The sequence below is a fragment of the Rhodococcus sp. RCBS9 genome (assembly GCF_029457415.1).
Classification (GTDB): Bacteria; Actinomycetota; Actinomycetes; order Mycobacteriales; family Mycobacteriaceae; genus Rhodococcus_F; species Rhodococcus_F qingshengii.
This window is the reverse complement of sequence record NZ_CP120422.1, coordinates 5,627,790-5,644,817: the sequence shown is the minus strand read 5'-3', so window position 1 is coordinate 5,644,817 and position 17,028 is coordinate 5,627,790. Positions and strand designations below refer to the sequence as shown.

The following is a 17,028-nucleotide window of genomic DNA, read 5'->3' as shown; positions in this document are numbered from 1 at the left end:
AATGTCCGAGAAATTCGAAATCCGCCGCGAGGTGGTCGTCCCAGGAACCCCCGAGCAGATCTGGGCCGCCATCTCGGCCGAAACGGCCGGCTGGATGTTCCCCTCCCCTCTCGAGATCCCCGCCGACGGCAGCCGCCCGGACAGCCCGATCATCGCCACGTGGGAGCCACCCCGCGAACTCGCCATCCACATGCAAGGCCCCGACGGCTGGTTCAACAACCTTGAATACGTCGTCGAGGCCCGCGACGAGAGCACCGCCGTTGTCCGCTACGTCCACGCCGGAGTGTTTGCCGATGACTGGGACAACCAGTACGACGGCGCGAGCAAGCACACGGACTTCTACCTGCACAGTCTCGGCCAATACGTGCGGTACTTCGCCGGAAAACCCGTCACCTATGTCTCGGCCGAAGGCCCGGAATCCTCGTCCGCGCCGCAAGCGATGGGAACGCTTCGCAGCGCCCTCGGAATCACCTCGGGCGCCGCTGTCGGTGACTCCGCGTCGGTGGAAGTCCCCGGAATCGGAACCGTCGACGCGATTGTCGACTACATCAACGACTGGTTCATCGGCTTGCGCACCGAGGACGCATTGCTGCGGTTCTACGGCCGAAATGCTTTCGGCGGCAACGTCGACGCGGCCCATCACCTCTTCGCAGAGGGCGCTGACGGTGGATCAGCAACGGCAGCGTGGCAGGGCTGGCTCGACGGCGTGTTCGCCTGAGTCGTCACACTCCCCGCTCTGCTGACACGCGACCGTCGTCGATCGCGGTCAGCAGAGCGGCATGATCGCGTGCATTGCGCTTGGCGTAGGCAGCCGCGAACTCCCCGATCGCGAAATCGAATTCGGTTCCGTCGCCGAGATATTCGGCGATCGCTATCCGATCGGACGAGCGAGCGTGTGCGTAGGCAAGGACCCTGGCGCACAGGCGCCCGTAGAGTTCCAGCCCCTGCGGCACCATCTCTTCGATGACTGCCGACCCTTTACCGTCACGCAGTTGACGAATGTAGAAATCGTGCTCACCCTCGTCGAGCCCCGGCCCTCGTTCCCAGCCGAGAAAGATGTCGCTTGTCGCTTGCATCAAGCGTTGCCCGTTGACGACGCGTTCCCCTTCGTTCTTGAAGGTCGGACCATCGACGTAGCCGGACAATACCGAGGGTTGCGCTTCCTTGACCTGCAGGATCAACGGATCGTCGTCGTCGACGCCTTTCATGAGGATCATCCATGCGCGTGTTCCGACGCTCCCGACACCGACAACCTTCCGCGCAATGTGCGTCATCTCGAAGCTTTCGAGCAACACCCGACGGTCCCACTGCAGCGTGCTCCGATACGACCGAACGCGCTGACGTAGCAACTCCTCGATCTGCGTGAGATCGGTCCCTGCGAACAACTCGTTTGCGGGCACGATCAGCGGCGGATCACTGATGAATTGCCGCCGGCCGTCGACGATTTCGGTGAACTTGCCTGCCGCCTGCACACTGTCGCGGCGACGAGCCTTGTCCAGCGTCGCTTGTGTGCGAGCAAGCATGCGCTTCTTCAGGTCGATCTGGAGAGCCTCGAGCCCGTCCTCGGGTGCGATGTGCGAGTACCAGACTGCAAGATTTCCCAATCCTGCCTGGGTGATCATGGTTTCCCGATACTCGGCCGCGCATCCGCGAACGATCTTCTTCCGCTCCTTGCCCGAAAATCCGTTGTCCTTTGCGGCGATCACCAAACTTGCGGCCAGTCGTTTCACGTCCCATTCGAACGGTCCCGGGTACGTTTCGTCGAAGTCGTTGATGTCGAACGCGAGTTTTCGCTCGGGCGTCGCATAGATACCGAAGTTGCTCAGGTGCGCGTCGCCGCAGAGTTGGCTGGCAAGACCCGAATCCGGACTGCGTGACAAATCGTCGGCCATCACCAGAGCAGCGCCGCGGAAGAACGAGAACCGCGATGCCGACATCCGCCCGTATCGGATGGGCACCAGGTCCTGTACCCGCGACTTCGCCTGCAATTCGAGCAGTGATATCGGATCACGGTCACTCTCTGCCAGATCCGCGAGCGCGGCCAATGGCGTATCTCTACGCGCCTGACGGCCGCGCGCCCGCCTTTCGTCGACCGTGAGATGCTCGGTACGCACTGCTGTCATCTGCCCGACCTTTCACTCGCAACGGCTATCGCTACGAACTCGACGCGTCGGGCGTCGTGCGGCCTCCTGATCCGCGCGCTGCGCGTACCAGGAGTTCCGGACTTGACACCAACGCCTTGCGCCACGGAAGTACCCCGTCGATCTCGATCTGAATCGACAGGCTCAGCACGGTCCGAATAAGAACGATCATGCCCAGAACTGCGGCGTCTGTCAGCGACGGCGACGACGTCACCGTCTTCACCAGATCAGCGGCGACAAGGATCTCGAGGCCGAGAAGGATGACCGCGCCCATGGTCTCGCGCAGAGTACGAAACGCCGAACTACCGTCCCGCGTTCGACTCCATGCGCGCCCCGCGATCACGAATGCGAACACGAACCCGAGAACCATGGCGACAACACCGAGTACCTCGAACCATTCGGTGACCAGCTCGAAGAACCTGATTTTGTCCATGGTCATGATTCTCGAGGTAATGCACCGATAAGTCGAGGTGACACGACGGCGTCAGCTGAAGATCCGCTCGATGTCGTCGAGTCGCAGCTCGGTCGCGCGGGGAGAATAGCCCGAGCCCCACAGGCTGTCGTCGACGTAATGGACGTTCCCCGAGCGGACAGCGGGAAGACGCTCCCAGAGCGGGTTCATCGCCAACTGCGCGCGGACGTCCTGCTGGTCCTGGAATGCGCCCACGATGATCACGTCGCTGGTCACCTGATCGAGTTGCTCCGCTGTGAGTGTGCGCGTGAACTCCTCCGATGTAGCTCGTTCGCCGGGGAAACCGAGGGCGTCGAGAAGAGCGTCGACCTGGTTGTAGACGACACCGTTCTCGCCGGTGCGGAGGAGGGTCACCGACGGCAACGAACCGAGGGCGGAGAGTCGATCCTTGATTGTGAGGAGGCGGTCTTCCGTTCGCGCGTTCAATTCGGCCGCCGCGTCTTCGCGTCGGACCGCGACGCCCATCGAGGTGACCAATTTCTTCATCTCGTCCCACGTGAGGAACCCGTTGAAGCCGGCGAACACCGGCACGCCTGTGGCAGAGAGTTCGTCGTAAGACTTTGCTGCGTAAGCATTTCCGGCCGTCAGGAGCATGACGATCAGATCCGGCGACACGCCGATGATTGCTTCCTTGTTCCACGTTCCCGCCGTGCCGAGGTTCGGGATGTTCGCAGCCTCCGGCATCGTGCGCAACACCGCGTCACCGCTCACACCCTCGAGACCGAAGAAGCCGCCGACGATCTTCTCCGGCGGCACACCGAGGTCGAGCACCGTCGCCATGGCGCTGACATGGGCGATGACCATTCGCTGCGGATCCGAAGGGATCTCGACACTGCCCGTCTCGTCCTGCACCGTGACGAGACCGCCTGACTCCAAGCCATTTTCGTCACTGCTGCACGCTGCCAGCAAGGTCGCGGCCGCGGCACCGAGCCCGGCGCCGAGGAAACCCCTGCGCGTCAGCGCATCGACGATGCGTTTCCACTGCTCCTCTGTATCGAGTGCGGTGTTATCGAGTGCGGGCGCCAGGCAGATCGAGTTCGGCACAGTTCGGTCCATTCGTTCGAGCGGTCGAGAATCACCTCGATTGTGGCTATCGAACCGTCGAAACTGAACAGGATTTCGAGCCGACAACTATCGCTGTCCGGTCACACCTTCTTGACGACGCTCGACTTCAATTGCATCGGTCCGATGCCGTCGACCTTGCAGTCGATGTCGTGGTCACCAACACCCTGAACAAGGCGGATGTTGCGAACTTTCGTACCTGACTTGATGCCGGTCGGACTGCCCTTCACCTTGAGCGTCTTGACGACCGTCACCGTGTCGCCGTCCGCAAGAATGTTGCCTACGGCATCTTTCACCACACCCAGGTCCTCGCCGGCACTATCGGTCGGCGCCCACTCGTGCGCGCAGGACGGGCAGACCATCAACGCGCCCATCTCGTAGGTGTATTCGCCGGCGCATTCAGGGCAAGGGGGCAAGGTGTCTTCCACGCGGTTCATCCTATCCACCAGGCACCCGATCCCCATTTTTGCATTTCATGAGGCATTCTTGGGCGAAATATTGCATTCGATGAAACTTTGCACTCTGTGCAATTATGGATGAAATGGGAACCGAAACTCTCGGATTGCGCGAACGAAAACGAATTGCGACGAGGCAGCTGATCGAGCACACCGCCGTCGAACTCGTTCTCGACCTGGGCTATGACGAAGTGACCGTCGAGAAAATCTGCGAAGCCTGCAATCTGTCGACCCGCACGTTCTTCAACTACTTCCCCACCAAGGACGCAGCGATCGGTGGGCTCATGCTCGTCGTGCCAAGTGAGACGACCATGCTCACGCTCATCGGCGAGCACCCGGACGATCCGCTGCGCGGCGCCCTCGCGGTATTCGAGGCGGCGATGCAAATCGTCGACGAGCGACCCGATCTGCTCGCGCATCGACGCGAATTGTTCGAGCGTCATCCCACGCTGTTGCAACAACATCTGGCCACCTTCCACGATCTTGAAGACACGCTCACCCGGATCCTCACGCGGGAGTTGTCGAACAGAACCGAGTATCGCCGCCTGCACTCGGACACAGCCGCTGCCGACGAAGCCACAGCAACGGTCATCACCGCAGGCGCCGCGATGCGTTACGTCTTCCGAAAATGGCAGAACAGTGAACGGGCAAGCCCCAGAACAGATTTGCTCGATCCGGCACTACTCCTGATGGCTCGAATACTGAGGTCCGAGAGCTGATCCACACTCTCGCACCCGCCGTCACTCAACTAAGGAACTACATGTCCACTCGAGAAGCTGCGACCGTCGAGCCCGACGGCACGCATACCGACACCGAGGCCTCGCCGGACAAACGGTCGATCATCCTCGTTTTTGTCGGGCTGATGATCACGATGCTTCTGGCTTCGCTCGACCAGATGATCTTCAGTACCGCTTTGCCCACCATCGTGGGCGAATTGAACGGCGTCAACCACATGGTCTGGGTGACGACGGCATACATCCTCGCCTCGACCGTCATGATGCCGGTGTACGGAAAACTCGGTGACCTGATCGGCCGCAAGGGCCTCTTCATCGGCGCCATCAGCATTTTCATCGTCGGTTCGGTGATCGGCGGTCTGTCCCACGACATGACCACACTCATCGCTGGTCGAGCCGTGCAGGGACTCGGCGGCGGCGGATTGATCCTGCTGTCCCAGGCGATCATCGCCGACGTCGTCCCCGCCAGGCAACGCGGCCGGTACATGGGTGCGATGGGCGGGGTGTTCGCACTGGCTTCGGTTGCCGGTCCCCTACTCGGCGGCTGGTTCACCGAAGGCATCGGTTGGCGTTGGGCCTTCTGGATCAACATCCCCCTAGGCCTACTCGCCATCGCGAGCGCGATGGCATTTCTGCACCTGCGGAAGCCGAACCTCGGCAAGCCTCGCATCGACTATCTGGGCATGGTTCTCGTCGCGACGGCAGCGACGTGTCTGATCCTGTTCACGACCTGGGGCGGAAACACCTACGCCTGGGGATCGGCCGTCATCATCGGGTTGATCGTCGGCTGCGTCGTGACGGCAGTGGCTTTTGTCTTCGTCGAAAAGCGTGCCGACGAACCGGTGATTCCGATGCACCTGTTCGCTCAGCGCAACTTCGTGTTGACCACCGTCGCCGGCCTGATCATCGGAATCGCCATGTTCGGTGCGCTCGCTTACCTGCCGACCTACATCCAAATGGTGACAGGCAAGAACGCCACCGAAGCTGGATTGATGATGATTCCCATGATGGCGGGCCTGCTCGTCGCCTCCATCGGGTCCGGCCAGCTGGTCAGCAAGACCGGCCGCTACAAGATCTTCCCCATCGTCGGAACATCCATCGTCGCTGTTGCTCTGGTCCTGCTCTCACGTCTGACGCCGTCGACCTCACTGCTGGTCTTCGGTTGCTACATCGCACTCATGGGTATCGGACTCGGCCTCGTCATGCAGATCTTGATCTTGATCGTGCAGAACACCTTCCCCGCGGCCGAAGTGGGAACGGCCACCGCGTCGAACAACTTCTTCCGCCAGATCGGTGCGTCGTTGGGCAGCGCGATCGTGGGCAGCCTGTTCGCCTCGCATCTGACCAATCTCCTGGCCGAGCGACTCCCGGCGAATGGCGGCGCGGTCGGTGGTGACGAGAACTCCTTGACCCCGGGAATCCTTTGGAAGTTGCCGAGCCAGGTTCGCGAGATCATCGTCGGTGCATACAACGACGCGCTGGCGCCGATCTTCCTGTACCTCGTCCCCTTGGTCATCGCGGCGGTTGTCCTGTTGCTCTTCGTCAAGGAGAAGCCCCTCGCGACGACGATCGATCGCTCGGCGCCCCCGCTCGAGTAATTGACTATCGTGGCGTGATGTCGCACGCACCGAATACGCCCAGACGCACTCTCGCTGTTCTGGGCGTATTCGGCGTTGTGGTGGTCGTAGTTGTCGCCGGCGCACTGTGGTGGTTCGCGCGCGGCGACGACGCTCTTGCCGGCGAGAATCTCGATTCGTTCCCGGCCGTCGACCACAGCATTCTCAGCGCTCAGCAGAGTGCGCTACTGGGCGTCCTCGAGCAGGAGTGGGAGTCAGGGAGTCCCGGCACCAAATACGCCGAGGGTGTCGAAGAATCGTGGTGTGCCGATTTCGTGAGCTGGTCGATGAACCAGATCGGCACGCCGTTCTCGAACCCCAACTCAGGGTCGTGGCGCATCCCCGGGGTGTACACGCTGCAGGAGTATTACGAGTCCGTCGACGCGTTTGTCCCCTACGGTCGGGACTACCAACCCAAGGTCGGCGACACGATCCTGTACGGCGACTCGAGCCCCTTCGGCCAACACGTCAACGTCGTTCTGGTCAACGACGGCGGCACTCTGACGACCGTCGGCGGCAACGAGAACAACAAGGTCATGCTCCATCGCATCGTCCCGTCGGAAGTCCCGGGGATCGTCGGGTTCGGCGTCATCTGAGCCCGAGCCCCACCGTCGTTGCTTGATGGTTCTTGCGAAGTGCAGAGGTGAGGCTACAGATTCGGGGTTGCCGTTGGATGGGACTTGCTATCAACCAATATTCGGATAATTCGGTGTTTCCGTCATTGACAGATATTAGACATCTGTGAAGAAGTTTCCCTGCCAACTAGATTCGTATCCAGCTGTCCCCCACCCAGAACAGGAATTCGATGCGCCCTGGTGAGCTGACCACCCTCGAGCAGATACAGCTCATGGCCCGCGCTGCTGCTGCGCAGGTCATGAGCACGCCGTCGATGCTCCGACTGCGGCTCGGCCGCTACCCCACTCGCACACCCGAGCTGCGCAAACGCCCACTCCCCGACACCAAGCTGTGCAGCGAAGCGCTCGATCACGCCAGAGGAACCCTGTCCCCCGCGGTCTTGAACCACAGCCTGCGCTGCTGGATCTGGGCCGACGCCTTCGCGCAGATCGATGCGATCGAGTACGACCCCGAAGATCTCTTCACTGCGTGCGCCCTTCACGATGTCGGACTGGGCGCAGAAGGATCGGCCGAGCACGGGTGTTTCACCTACATCAGTGCCGCAGACGCAGAAGAACTCGCGACCAGAGTGGGAACTTCGGAGAGGTCGGTACAGCGAATCGGCGAAGCGATCCGTCTGCACATGGATCTGACCGTCGACCGCGGCGCGGGCGCTGACGCCTACCTACTGCATGCCGCAGCGCATTTCGACGTTGCCGGTCGGCGTGCGCCCGAAATTCCGCGAGCAACTGTTGATGCAACAATCGCGGAGTACCCGCGAACAGGGTTCACCGACGAGTTCGCGCAGTCGATGCGGCGCGAGGTCGAGCTTCGTCCTCACTCTCGCGCGGCGACGCTCTGGAGATCGGGAATGGCCTTGCCGTTGCGTACCAATCCCCTGGATTGGAAGAGCCGGTAACTACGAAAAGTCCTCGAGCACTGCGGTTCGCGCCCCTCCGACGTTCCCGGTATTCACCACGCCAACGGGTTCGATCAACATCACCTCCGCTTCGTCCTCGGCGATCGGGCAATGTTCGACTCCGCGCGGTACCACGAACAGTTCACCGGGCCCCAGCGAAACATCTCCGTCGCGCAGTTGGATTCGGATCTGCCCCTTTGTCACCAGGAACATTTCGTCGGTGTCGGTGTGGGAGTGCCAGACGAATTCACCTTTGATCTTGACGATCTTGATCTCGTAATCATTGAGGGCCGCAATCTTCTTGGGCGACCAGTGCTCGGTGAACTGACCGAACTTCTCGCGGAGCGATACCGCTGTTGCCGAACTGTTCATGTTGTTCCTCCCTCGGGCGCGCCACCATCGCGATGACGACCCCGCCACTCTTCGTCACCCGAGGCAGCTGCGTCTTGTACGTTTCTGACATGGATCCCCGCGGCGCACAGATCACCGCGTGGGCACCGGGCCTCGCGGGAATCACCGAGGTCTTCCATGCCGATTTCGTCGGACACGCCTATCCCAAACACACGCACGATCAGTGGTCTCTGATGCTCGTCGACCGCGGCACGATTGCATACGACCTCGATCATCGCGCTCATGGCGCGGCACCCGAGATCGTGACTCTGTTGCCGCCAGGCATCGCACACGACGGAGTTCCGGTCACCGAGGCCGGATTTCGTCAACGAATCCTCTACCTCGACACGTCAGTTCTCGGCGAGGTCCTCATAGGCCCGGCGGTGGACAGCCCCGAGATTCGAGACCCTCTGCTGCGCCATCGCATCGATCAACTGCACTCTGCACTCGGCCCGGACGGCGAATCACTCGAGGCCGAAAGTCGCCTGGGATTCCTCGCTGAAAGATTGAACGAGATCCTCACACCGGCCACAGGTCGATCCCGTCACACGCGGACCGTTGACGAACGCGTTGCCGATCAACTTCGGGACCTGCTCGATGCGCGACTCACAACGGGAATCACGATGCGGGAAGCGTCGAACATCCTGCAGCGGAACCCCACGTATCTGATCAAGAACTTCGCGAAGCATTTCGGGCTTCCGCCTCACAAGTACGTGACGGGACGACGAATCGATCTGGCGCGACGAGCAATCCTCGCCGGGCGCGAATTGGCGGACGTGGCCGTCGACGTCGGATTCCACGATCAATCCCACCTGTCGCGGCACTTCGTCAAGCATGTCGGGGCGCCGCCCGGCAAATACTCACTGAACGTGGCCAGTGGAGCGCGCTAGTCGCAGCACCTGGCACCGGTTTCGTCGAGCAGGCACTGGTTCCGGTCAGCTGGAGTCTGTGTCCACTGAATGAAAACGGTGTCAGGTCCCAACGATCAAGCAGCCGTCTCGAGGTCGACCAGGAGGAAGTCCTCGCGCCGCGGCCCGTATTCACGATCGGTCAGCTGATACGAGCGCAACGCGCGAGGTGCACGGGCCAACTCGTAGAAGCGCTCGGAGCCAGGCACGAGTTGCCTCGTAGCCCAACCCCAGTTCGGGCCGTGCGGAAACTTCGGGTCGGGCAGCATGTCGGACTCCATCGACATGAGCCGCAGGCGCCGAACTACCCCGGTCGTGGCGGCACTCTCGTCGAAATCGATCCATGCCTGACGGGCATTTGTGTCGTCACGAGGAGTTCCGGCGCGTAGTTGCAAAGCGCCCGCGGCTTCGATCCGAGAAGGCAACGGTGGTTCGGCGTCGAACATGAATTGCAGTGCAGCGACGCGAGCGATCGCCGGCTGGACCGGCTCCCGAATGCCTGACCCGTCGCGAGGCAGTCTCCACATCAATGGTTTCGAACTCGTGCGCACTTCCGCCGTCAAGACCCACGCCGGCTCGACTACCGCCCACCTGCTCGGGCTGTCGACATTCCAGGAGAGTCCCCATCGGACGGTCTCCCCCAATTCGGGAGGGACAAACCACCGAAGACGCAGACCGTCGATGACTACCGGCGTGATCATCGTGTCGAGGTTCGCCGACGCACCGACCATTCGACCGGCTCGACCGCATCGTCCAGCCCGAGAACCACGCGAGCTGCATTGCGCCCTTGATCGAACAGGGACTGGCGAACCGTTGTCAGGCCGGCGTCCGATGCGGCTGTTGTGTCGTCCCATCCGACGACTGCGACATCGTCGGGCAGCGCGAGGCCGAGTTCGCGGATCGCGTCCAAAACCCCCAGAGCCAGTTCGTCACTCATCGCCAAGATGACATCGGGCCTTCGGCTCTCGGGAACGTCGAGCAGGGACCGAGCCATCCGCGCACCCTCGCTCCGCTCGTTGACGGTGACCACCCCCACCCGCACCGAGGACCAATCGAGGCCCGCATCGCGGACGGCGCGCTCGTAGCCCTCGAGCCGATGGCGGGACACCGGAAAGAACGCTTCACCTGGATCCACGTCCATCCGAATCTCGGACCGACGCTCACGATCCCACGGAAGGCTGATCACCGCGGGCCGCTGCGCCCCCGACAACCCGACTGCCGCGATCGCAACGGCGCCGGCAACATCGTCCATCCCGACGAGATCCACACCCTCGTGCAACGGACCACCCTGGATGCATGCGGGTTTTCCGGTGCCGACAATCGCGTCGAGGATGGGATCGTCGAAGACGGTGGTCCAGACGACAAAACCGTCTACTGCTGCGTCGCGAACTCTGTCGACGTCTCCCGGTTTCCCCGAGTTCGGCAGCATCATCAGCCCGGCGTTCGCGTCCAGGCACGCTTCGGCGACTCCCGAGAGGAATCGCCGAGCTACTGCGTCTTCGAAGGCGTACGTCAGCTTCTCGCTGAAGACGACCGCGATGTTGTTGAATTTCCCGCTCCGCAAGGACTGCGCCGCCCGGTTCGGGCCCGCGTACTCGAGCTCTTCGGCGGCGGCGAACACCTTGGCCCGCGTTGATTCAGACACGCGCTCGGGCTGCGCGAAGGAGTACGACACCGACATCACCGACACGCCTGCGGCCTTGGCGACGTCGGCCATCGTCGGACGACTCGAACGCTGCGCACGTATGGCCATGAGCCTCAGCATAGCGAGTGCAAAATATCCATTGCGCAGTTGTGTATCGATACATGTATCGTTACACAACATGACTGCTCGACTGCCGAAGGCAACCACGCTACGGCTGATGACACTGGCCGGAGCAGCCTTCGCCTACGTGACGGCCGAAATGCTCCCCGTCGGACTGCTCAGCGAAATCTCGACGGACCTCGACGTCACCGAAGGGCGTGTCGGCCTACTGCTGACCTTCTACGCATACGGTGTCGCGGTCTTGACGCTTCCGCTGATCGGAGCGGTCAAAACCTGGCCGCGACGACGCGTCGTCGTTCTGACGGTGGCCACCCTCGCGGTGTCGCAACTGGTCGCAGCATTGGCCGTCAACTATCCGATGCTCGTGATCGGACGATTGCTCTGCGCTGCGACGCACGGAGTGTTCTGGGCTGTCGTTGCACCGGTCGCTGCCACCCTGGTTCCGCGCGGACAACAGGGCAAGGCCATCGCGATGGTGTATGCCGGTACGTCTCTCGCTTTTGTTCTCGGAGGACCCCTGTCTTCGGCGATCGGCCAGTCCTGGGGTTGGCGGACCGCGTCGGCGGCAATCGGTGTGGTGGCAGTGGGCATTGCTTTCTCACTGCATCGTGCGTTGCCAGAAATGCCGGTCGATCAACACCATCGGAGTAAGCGAGACAAACCGAAGCCGACACCGGCGATGAAACGGGCACTCGCCGTCATCTGCGCGGCAACGCTGTTTGCCGCCCTTGGGCAATTCGCTTCGTACACGTTCTTCACACTTCTGGTGGAGGAAAGCCTCGGCTCGTCCGGTGGCATCCGTACCGCGATGCTTCTGGTCTACGGCGCCGCCGGCGCCGTCGGAGTGTGGGTCGCCGGCAAGTACTACGACCGCCAACCACGCCTCTTCACGCTCATCTCGATCGCGACGGTGGCAGGCGCGCTGGCCATCTTCTGGCTCTTGGCGCCGTCGATGGGAGCGTTCGCTGTCGTCGCCACGATCTTGTGGGGTGCGGCGTTCACCACCGTTCCGATCTGCCTCCAGTCCTCGGTTCTGCGCGCCGTCCCTATCGGGACCGACCGTGCCTCGGCCATCTACGTTGTCGTGTTCCAGATCGCGATTGCAACGGGCGCTCTGCTCGGTGCGGCCGTCGTCGACAGTGGCGGGCTCTCACATCTGGCGGGCATCGGGGTCGCTCTGATGATCGCTTCGTTGGCGATAGTCGGGTTCGGCCGACGCGCGTTTCCCCAGGAACCGGAACGGTCTACTCACTCCCCCACCGACGCGCCGGCCGGACTCTCGTCGTAGATCAGGGTGTATCGCCAGAACAGTCGTCTCCTGATCCGGCTACCTGGCAGACACAACGAGGCCGCGCGTCGGACGTCAGCCATCGACTCCCCCGGTTCCGCGGTGGGAGCTGTCATCGCCTTCAGTGGCTCGGAGGCAACCCGTCGATGCTTGACGACGCCGACGACGGGATTGCACACGGTCGCCAACACCGACAGGAGTGCGTCGGTGGCTGTGGTCGATCGATAACACCCGACCACGACGAGCCGCCCGCCCGGTTCGAGCAGGCTACTCAGCTGCTTCATCGACTCTTCGAGTGGCAGATGATGCAACGCTGCGACGACTGTGATCGCGTCGTACTTCGCCTCGGATGCAAAGTCCTCGATCCGCTGCGCGTCGAAGATCACGTTCTCGTCGTCGACAAACCTTGCGCGCACGGCGGCCGAGGTTGTCAGGTCGGGTTCCACACCGACCACCACGTCGAACCGCCGACGCAAGAGGTCGATCAGATTGCCGGTCCCGCACCCCACGTCGAGAGCGCGACCGGACCTGACCCCGCGCAGATTACGTAGAACCCACCGGCCGTAGTGATCGTTGTGACTCCACGGATGGCGTCGGTTGAAACCGTCCACGCGAGCAATCACACCCATACCCGACGGTATCAATCCGAGCCTGCGCACCGGCCGTCACAACCGCGGGTCGACCGGCTCCGATTCGAGAGCCAACACCGCGAACACGGCCTGGTGCGCTCGCCACAAAGGTTCACGGTCGACGAGCCTGGATACCGCCTCCATGCCGAGCGCGTACTCGCGCAGCGCCATCGACTGCTTGTGTCCGAGGTTGCGATTGCGTAGCCGAGCAAGTGTCGACGGTTCGAGGTAGTCGGCACCGTAGATCAACCGTAGGTACTCCCGGCCGCGGACCTTGATCCCTGGCTGAACCTTCGCGTCGTACCCCCGCGGTCCGTGAATCTGATTCGCCAGCGGTTTGACGACCATCCCCTCACCACCGTCGCCGGTGAGCGACTCCCACCACTTCGTCGCTTCGAACACCGAGTCCTCGGAACCGAGATCGACCACCAGGCGACGTGTAGTGGTAAATCGACTCGGGTCGGCCGCGGCCAGGCGGTCCGAAATACCGAGGTGCCATTCGTGATCCCGTTCCCCGTACGACTGGCCCTCGGCCGCCAGAATCTGGAACGGCGCGATGGTGACGCCGTCCAGTCCGTTCGTCGGCCACACGTACCGTCGGTACGCCTCGCCGAAGCGCTCGATACTGGCGGCCCGAACAGTTGTCTTTTCGAACATCTCCGCCACGTCCAGGCCCCGCGACCCGGCCCGCGCCAACACGGCCTCGCGAGCTGTGAGGTCTGATCGCCCGGCCGCCGCGACCGACGCGTACTGCGAGCGCAGCAGACCTTCCGCTTTGACGTTCCACGGCAACAGTTCGCAGTCGAGGAGCAGCCAGTCGGTGCCCAACTCTTCCCACAACCCAGCGGAGGTGACTGCGGCGGCGACGTCGTCGATCAACTGCTGAGTCAGGTCGTCGTCGAAGAACTGGCGGCCGGTGCGGGTGTGCACCATCCCGGTGAGCGCATCCGGAGCGTCGAAGCGGGACTGAGCAACCGATCGATCACGGCACACGAGCACCACTGCCCGCGAACCCATGTGCTTCTCTTCGCAGATCACTGTTCCGATTCCGCCGGCCAGGTATGCGTCGAACGCGGTCGACGGGTGTTCCAGATAGTCATCGGATTGGGCGCTCGCGCAGGGCGCCATGGTCGGCGGTAGGTACCGCAGCCATTGCGGCGCGACCGCGAATCGGCTCATCACTTCCAGGGCGCCGGCAGCGTTGTCGGTGCGAACGGACACTCGACCGCGCAGTTCGGTGTCGACGCCGGTCGTTTCGAGGACGTCGGCGAGATCGAGCACGTCCGGATCACGAGTCGGCGGTGCCAGCGGTACCACCGGCTCGTACCAAACCTGCTCCGCCGGAACCGACACGATCTCTCGTTCCGGGTATCGAAGAGCCGTGAGGGATCCACCGAACACACAGCCGGTGTCGAGGCACGCGGTGTTGTTGATCCATTCCACCTCGTGCACCGGCGTGTGACCGTAGAGGACCATGGCTGATCCTCGGTAGTCCTGCGCCCACGGGTATCGAACGGGTAAGCCGAATTCGTCCGTTTCACCGGTGGTTTCACCGTAGAGCGCAAAGCTTCGCACTCGGCCGGACGCCCTGTTGTGGTAGTCCTCCTTGAGACCGGCGTGCGCAACCACGAGTTTGCCGTCGTCCAGAACGAGGTGCGCGACGAGCCCGTCACAGAAGTCGACGACGCTGTCCCGGAACTCCGCCGACTCGGTGGCAATCTGCTCGAGGGTCTCGGCGAGTCCGTGACTCGGCGTGACCTTCTTGCCGCGCAGCGCCTTGACGAGTTTGTTCTCGTGGTTACCCGGAACCGCTATCGCGTGTCCCGCCGCGACCATCCCCATGACCAGACGCAGCACACCGACCGAATCCGGACCTCGATCCACGTAGTCACCGAGGAAGACGGCAGTTCGCCCGACCGGCGGCACCGCATCGACAGCTCTGCCATCCGTCCCGAAGTCGATGGTGTAGCCGAGTTTCACGAGGAGCGTCTCGAGCTCGCTTCGACATCCGTGGATGTCACCGATGACGTCGAACGGACCACGCTCGACACGCAGATCGCTGCGGAGCGGGTGGCGCAAGAATGTGGCTTCGGAAACCGCGTCCTCACCTCTGAGTATGTGAACCGAACGGAAACCTTCCTTGCCCAACCCGCGAAGCGAGCGAGTCAGCTGTTGGTGCTGGCGGCGAATGACGTCGCGTCCGAACGTCCGATCAGAGCGTGCGTCGTTGCGCGCAGAACAGACCGATTCCGGAATATCGAGCACGACTGCCACCGGCAGTATGTCGTGCTCGCGAGCCAACGCAACGAGTCGCTTGCGCGCGGCGGGCTGGACGTTGGTCGCGTCGACCACCGTGAGGCGTCCGCGTCGCAAACGCTTGGCCGCGACGAACTCCAGCACTTCGAAAGCATCGGACGTCGACTCCTGTGAGTTCGGATCATCACTGACCCACCCTCTGAATGTGTCACTCGAGAGAGTTTCGAACTCACCGAAGTGACGCGCCGCGAAGGTCGACTTTCCCGAGCCACTGACGCCGATGAGTACTACCAGGGCGAGATCTGGAATCTCGTACACCGTCATGACGTTCGTGCCTCCTTCGTGAAGATTGCCATCTGTGTCGGCCCGCCAAGGACCGGATCAATTGCTCCGACAAATTCGAACTCCACGCAATAGCCGTGGACTCGGGCCGTTTCGGTTGCCCAGTCGCGGAATTGGGTTCGGGAGAACTCGAACCTGTGATCGGGGTGCCTGAACTCTCCCGCGGCCAATGCCGGATACAGCACGTTGTAGTCGGCATTCGGAGTAGTCAGCAGCACATACTGCGGTGCTGCGTCCACGAAGACCGATCTGACCAGCGCCGGCAGGCGCGCCGTGTCGACGTGCTCGACCACCTCCATCAGCACGGCTGCGTCGAAGCCTTTCAAGCGTGCGTCGCGGTACGTCGCGGACGACTGCATCAAAGACACACGTTCACGTTGGGCGTCGGACATTTCGGAGAACTTCAATCTGCGTTGCGCCCGTGTCAGTTCGCGCGCGCTCACATCGACGCCGACAAGTTTGTCGAATTGAGCGTGCGGCATCAGCACCTCGATCAGTTTGCCTTCGCCGCAACCGATGTCGACAATCGTTCTGACGTGCAGTCGCTGAAGCGTCGCCAAAACTGCGTCGACGCGAAGCCGTGCCAGCGGCGGATCCGGTCGCGGTACTTCGATCTGCGCCTCTGCTTGTTCGGGAATCAGTCGATCGACCACCGATTCGACCAGGTCGCGTCGACGCGCCAGGTAGCGGGACATGATCAGCGCGGAATCCGGATGCGACGCCAACCACTCTCCAGCGACGCGGATCAACTTGTCTGCCTCGTCGGGTCCCACCCAGTAGTGCTTCACGTCGTCGAGGACCGGCAACAGCACGTAGAGGTGCCGAAGGGCACTCTGCACCGTGTGTTCCCCGGTGAGCGTCAACGACACGAAGTCGGAGTTTCCCCACGTCGGCAGGTGCGGATCAAGCTGCACCGGTATCGCGGTCACATCCCAGCCCAGCGGCTCGAACAACCGACGAGGCAATTCCGCATCGCCGCCACACGGAACCACCGGAATCGAGACGGTCAACGCGAGTTCGGTTCCGACGAGTTCCGGGTGCGACTTGCACGTTCCCGTCAACGCGGTGCGAAACAGCTTCGACAGAGCAACCGAGAGTATGGACGACGCCGCATACGGCCGATCATTGACATACTCACCCAGCGAAAAGTTGTCGCCACTCTTGCCGCGTCGATACCTACTCTGCACAAGTTCGATGGGGTCGACCTCCACAATCACTGCCACCGTGGTCTTTTCGGCTGAGGCCTCCGGGTACAGAACCGTGGCGGTGCCGATCGCCAAGTCGAAGCTTTGCACGCGGTCGGGATGTTTGTGCAGCAGGTAGCTCAACGCGGTCGCATCAGGAGTCTGCGGGGTCGGGGTGGACGTCAGTGTGAGTAGCACCAGGCGAATGTAGCCCGGCAAACGTCCGGGGCGCCTCCGATTTACGCGCCCGCG

General features: G+C 62.4%; 17 protein-coding genes. 7 read left to right on the top strand and 10 right to left on the bottom strand.

All coding sequences use genetic code 11. From position 1 onward, the window contains the following. Position 1: 1 nt before the first annotated feature. On the top strand, positions 2-718 hold the full coding sequence (locus P0M12_RS26585) for an ATPase (protein WP_042448753.1): 717 nt from the start codon (positions 2-4) through the stop codon (positions 716-718). Between the two features lie 4 nt (positions 719-722). Here the strand turns inward: P0M12_RS26585 and P0M12_RS26580 are convergent, their stop codons facing one another. The 4 genes from P0M12_RS26580 to P0M12_RS26565 all read right to left on the bottom strand — a co-directional run bounded on the left by P0M12_RS26580 (position 723) and on the right by P0M12_RS26565 (position 4,103). Further along, positions 723-2,123 (bottom strand): DUF2252 domain-containing protein, encoded by a 1,401-nt coding sequence (locus P0M12_RS26580; protein ID WP_007728051.1) that lies wholly within the window; start codon positions 2,121-2,123, stop codon positions 723-725. Positions 2,124-2,154: 31 nt separating this feature from the next. Continuing rightward, positions 2,155-2,574 carry a DUF1622 domain-containing protein gene (locus P0M12_RS26575; protein ID WP_007728052.1) on the bottom strand — a complete coding sequence of 140 codons (420 nt, stop codon included), beginning with the start codon at positions 2,572-2,574 and terminating at the stop codon, positions 2,155-2,157. Between the two features lie 51 nt (positions 2,575-2,625). Then, positions 2,626-3,657, bottom strand: a complete 1,032-nt coding sequence (locus P0M12_RS26570; protein WP_232330039.1) for an ABC transporter substrate-binding protein — start codon at positions 3,655-3,657, stop codon at positions 2,626-2,628. A gap of 101 nt (positions 3,658-3,758) precedes the next feature. After that, positions 3,759-4,103 carry a zinc ribbon domain-containing protein YjdM gene (locus P0M12_RS26565; RefSeq protein ID WP_003944988.1) on the bottom strand — a complete coding sequence of 115 codons (345 nt, stop codon included), beginning with the start codon at positions 4,101-4,103 and terminating at the stop codon, positions 3,759-3,761. Positions 4,104-4,216: 113 nt separating this feature from the next. On the opposite strand from P0M12_RS26565, the gene P0M12_RS26560 reads away from it, so the two are divergent. The 4 genes from P0M12_RS26560 to P0M12_RS26545 all read left to right on the top strand — a co-directional run bounded on the left by P0M12_RS26560 (position 4,217) and on the right by P0M12_RS26545 (position 8,014). Beyond that, positions 4,217-4,849: a TetR/AcrR family transcriptional regulator gene (locus P0M12_RS26560; RefSeq protein ID WP_003944787.1), complete on the top strand. Its 633-nt coding sequence runs from the start codon at positions 4,217-4,219 to the stop codon at positions 4,847-4,849. A 41-nt stretch (positions 4,850-4,890) separates the two neighbouring features. After that, positions 4,891-6,462, top strand: coding sequence for an MDR family MFS transporter (locus P0M12_RS26555; RefSeq protein ID WP_277377084.1), 1,572 nt, complete (start codon positions 4,891-4,893; stop codon positions 6,460-6,462). A 17-nt stretch (positions 6,463-6,479) separates the two neighbouring features. Next, positions 6,480-7,076 carry a CHAP domain-containing protein gene (locus tag P0M12_RS26550; RefSeq protein ID WP_191908673.1) on the top strand — a complete coding sequence of 199 codons (597 nt, stop codon included), beginning with the start codon at positions 6,480-6,482 and terminating at the stop codon, positions 7,074-7,076. A gap of 209 nt (positions 7,077-7,285) precedes the next feature. Then, on the top strand, positions 7,286-8,014 hold the full coding sequence (locus tag P0M12_RS26545) for an HD domain-containing protein (protein WP_042448744.1): 729 nt from the start codon (positions 7,286-7,288) through the stop codon (positions 8,012-8,014). Here the strand turns inward: P0M12_RS26545 and P0M12_RS26540 are convergent, their stop codons facing one another. After that, positions 8,015-8,386 (bottom strand): cupin domain-containing protein, encoded by a 372-nt coding sequence (locus tag P0M12_RS26540; protein WP_277377083.1) that lies wholly within the window; start codon positions 8,384-8,386, stop codon positions 8,015-8,017. A gap of 89 nt (positions 8,387-8,475) precedes the next feature. On the opposite strand from P0M12_RS26540, the gene P0M12_RS26535 reads away from it, so the two are divergent. After that, complete coding sequence (locus tag P0M12_RS26535; RefSeq protein ID WP_054188204.1) at positions 8,476-9,294, top strand: AraC family transcriptional regulator; 819 nt, start codon at positions 8,476-8,478, stop codon at positions 9,292-9,294. A 95-nt stretch (positions 9,295-9,389) separates the two neighbouring features. Here P0M12_RS26535 and P0M12_RS26530 read toward each other — a convergent pair whose 3' ends face one another. Together P0M12_RS26530 and P0M12_RS26525 are read right to left on the bottom strand one after the other, a co-directional pair. Further along, a complete protein-coding gene (locus P0M12_RS26530; RefSeq protein WP_228402241.1) occupies positions 9,390-10,013 on the bottom strand; it encodes a hypothetical protein in 624 nt (207 codons plus the stop codon). Next, positions 10,010-11,065, bottom strand: coding sequence for a LacI family DNA-binding transcriptional regulator (locus P0M12_RS26525; RefSeq protein ID WP_230793240.1), 1,056 nt, complete (start codon positions 11,063-11,065; stop codon positions 10,010-10,012). Before P0M12_RS26525 ends, P0M12_RS26530 begins: the two co-directional genes overlap by 4 nt. Before the next feature lie 70 nt (positions 11,066-11,135). Here P0M12_RS26525 and P0M12_RS26520 point away from each other — a divergent pair, with 70 nt between their 5' ends. Further along, positions 11,136-12,365, top strand: a complete 1,230-nt coding sequence (locus tag P0M12_RS26520) for an MFS transporter (protein ID WP_064114379.1) — start codon at positions 11,136-11,138, stop codon at positions 12,363-12,365. On the opposite strand, the gene P0M12_RS26515 is transcribed toward P0M12_RS26520, so the two are convergent. The 3 genes from P0M12_RS26515 to P0M12_RS26505 are packed head-to-tail and all read right to left on the bottom strand — an operon-like array spanning position 12,326 to position 16,995. Next, positions 12,326-12,994, bottom strand: a complete 669-nt coding sequence (locus tag P0M12_RS26515) for a class I SAM-dependent methyltransferase (RefSeq protein ID WP_277377082.1) — start codon at positions 12,992-12,994, stop codon at positions 12,326-12,328. The two genes, P0M12_RS26520 and P0M12_RS26515, sit on opposite strands and share 40 nt — an antisense overlap. A gap of 36 nt (positions 12,995-13,030) precedes the next feature. Beyond that, complete coding sequence (locus P0M12_RS26510; RefSeq protein ID WP_277377081.1) at positions 13,031-15,574, bottom strand: polynucleotide kinase-phosphatase; 2,544 nt, start codon at positions 15,572-15,574, stop codon at positions 13,031-13,033. Further along, positions 15,571-16,995: a 3' terminal RNA ribose 2'-O-methyltransferase Hen1 gene (locus P0M12_RS26505; protein ID WP_192712453.1), complete on the bottom strand. Its 1,425-nt coding sequence runs from the start codon at positions 16,993-16,995 to the stop codon at positions 15,571-15,573. The genes P0M12_RS26510 and P0M12_RS26505 overlap by 4 nt, the downstream gene beginning before the upstream one ends. Between the last annotated feature and the right edge of the window lie 33 nt (positions 16,996-17,028).

What these genes read in the sequence shown, in the direction of transcription:
- P0M12_RS26540 (WP_277377083.1), bottom strand. Translation starts at nt 8,386, where the DNA reads ATGAACAGTTCGGCAACAGCGGTATCGCTCCGCGAGAAGTTCGGTCAG.
- P0M12_RS26560 (WP_003944787.1), top strand. Translation starts at nt 4,217, where the DNA reads ATGGGAACCGAAACTCTCGGATTGCGCGAACGAAAACGAATTGCGACG.
- P0M12_RS26530 (WP_228402241.1), bottom strand. Translation starts at nt 10,013, where the DNA reads ATGATCACGCCGGTAGTCATCGACGGTCTGCGTCTTCGGTGGTTTGTC.
- P0M12_RS26535 (WP_054188204.1), top strand. Translation starts at nt 8,476, where the DNA reads ATGGATCCCCGCGGCGCACAGATCACCGCGTGGGCACCGGGCCTCGCG.
- P0M12_RS26520 (WP_064114379.1), top strand. Translation starts at nt 11,136, where the DNA reads ATGACTGCTCGACTGCCGAAGGCAACCACGCTACGGCTGATGACACTG.
- P0M12_RS26585 (WP_042448753.1), top strand. Translation starts at nt 2, where the DNA reads ATGTCCGAGAAATTCGAAATCCGCCGCGAGGTGGTCGTCCCAGGAACC.
- P0M12_RS26545 (WP_042448744.1), top strand. Translation starts at nt 7,286, where the DNA reads ATGCGCCCTGGTGAGCTGACCACCCTCGAGCAGATACAGCTCATGGCC.
- P0M12_RS26555 (WP_277377084.1), top strand. Translation starts at nt 4,891, where the DNA reads ATGTCCACTCGAGAAGCTGCGACCGTCGAGCCCGACGGCACGCATACC.
- P0M12_RS26510 (WP_277377081.1), bottom strand. Translation starts at nt 15,574, where the DNA reads ATGACGGTGTACGAGATTCCAGATCTCGCCCTGGTAGTACTCATCGGC.
- P0M12_RS26580 (WP_007728051.1), bottom strand. Translation starts at nt 2,123, where the DNA reads ATGACAGCAGTGCGTACCGAGCATCTCACGGTCGACGAAAGGCGGGCG.
- P0M12_RS26550 (WP_191908673.1), top strand. Translation starts at nt 6,480, where the DNA reads ATGTCGCACGCACCGAATACGCCCAGACGCACTCTCGCTGTTCTGGGC.
- P0M12_RS26515 (WP_277377082.1), bottom strand. Translation starts at nt 12,994, where the DNA reads ATGGGTGTGATTGCTCGCGTGGACGGTTTCAACCGACGCCATCCGTGG.
- P0M12_RS26525 (WP_230793240.1), bottom strand. Translation starts at nt 11,065, where the DNA reads ATGGCCATACGTGCGCAGCGTTCGAGTCGTCCGACGATGGCCGACGTC.
- P0M12_RS26575 (WP_007728052.1), bottom strand. Translation starts at nt 2,574, where the DNA reads ATGGACAAAATCAGGTTCTTCGAGCTGGTCACCGAATGGTTCGAGGTA.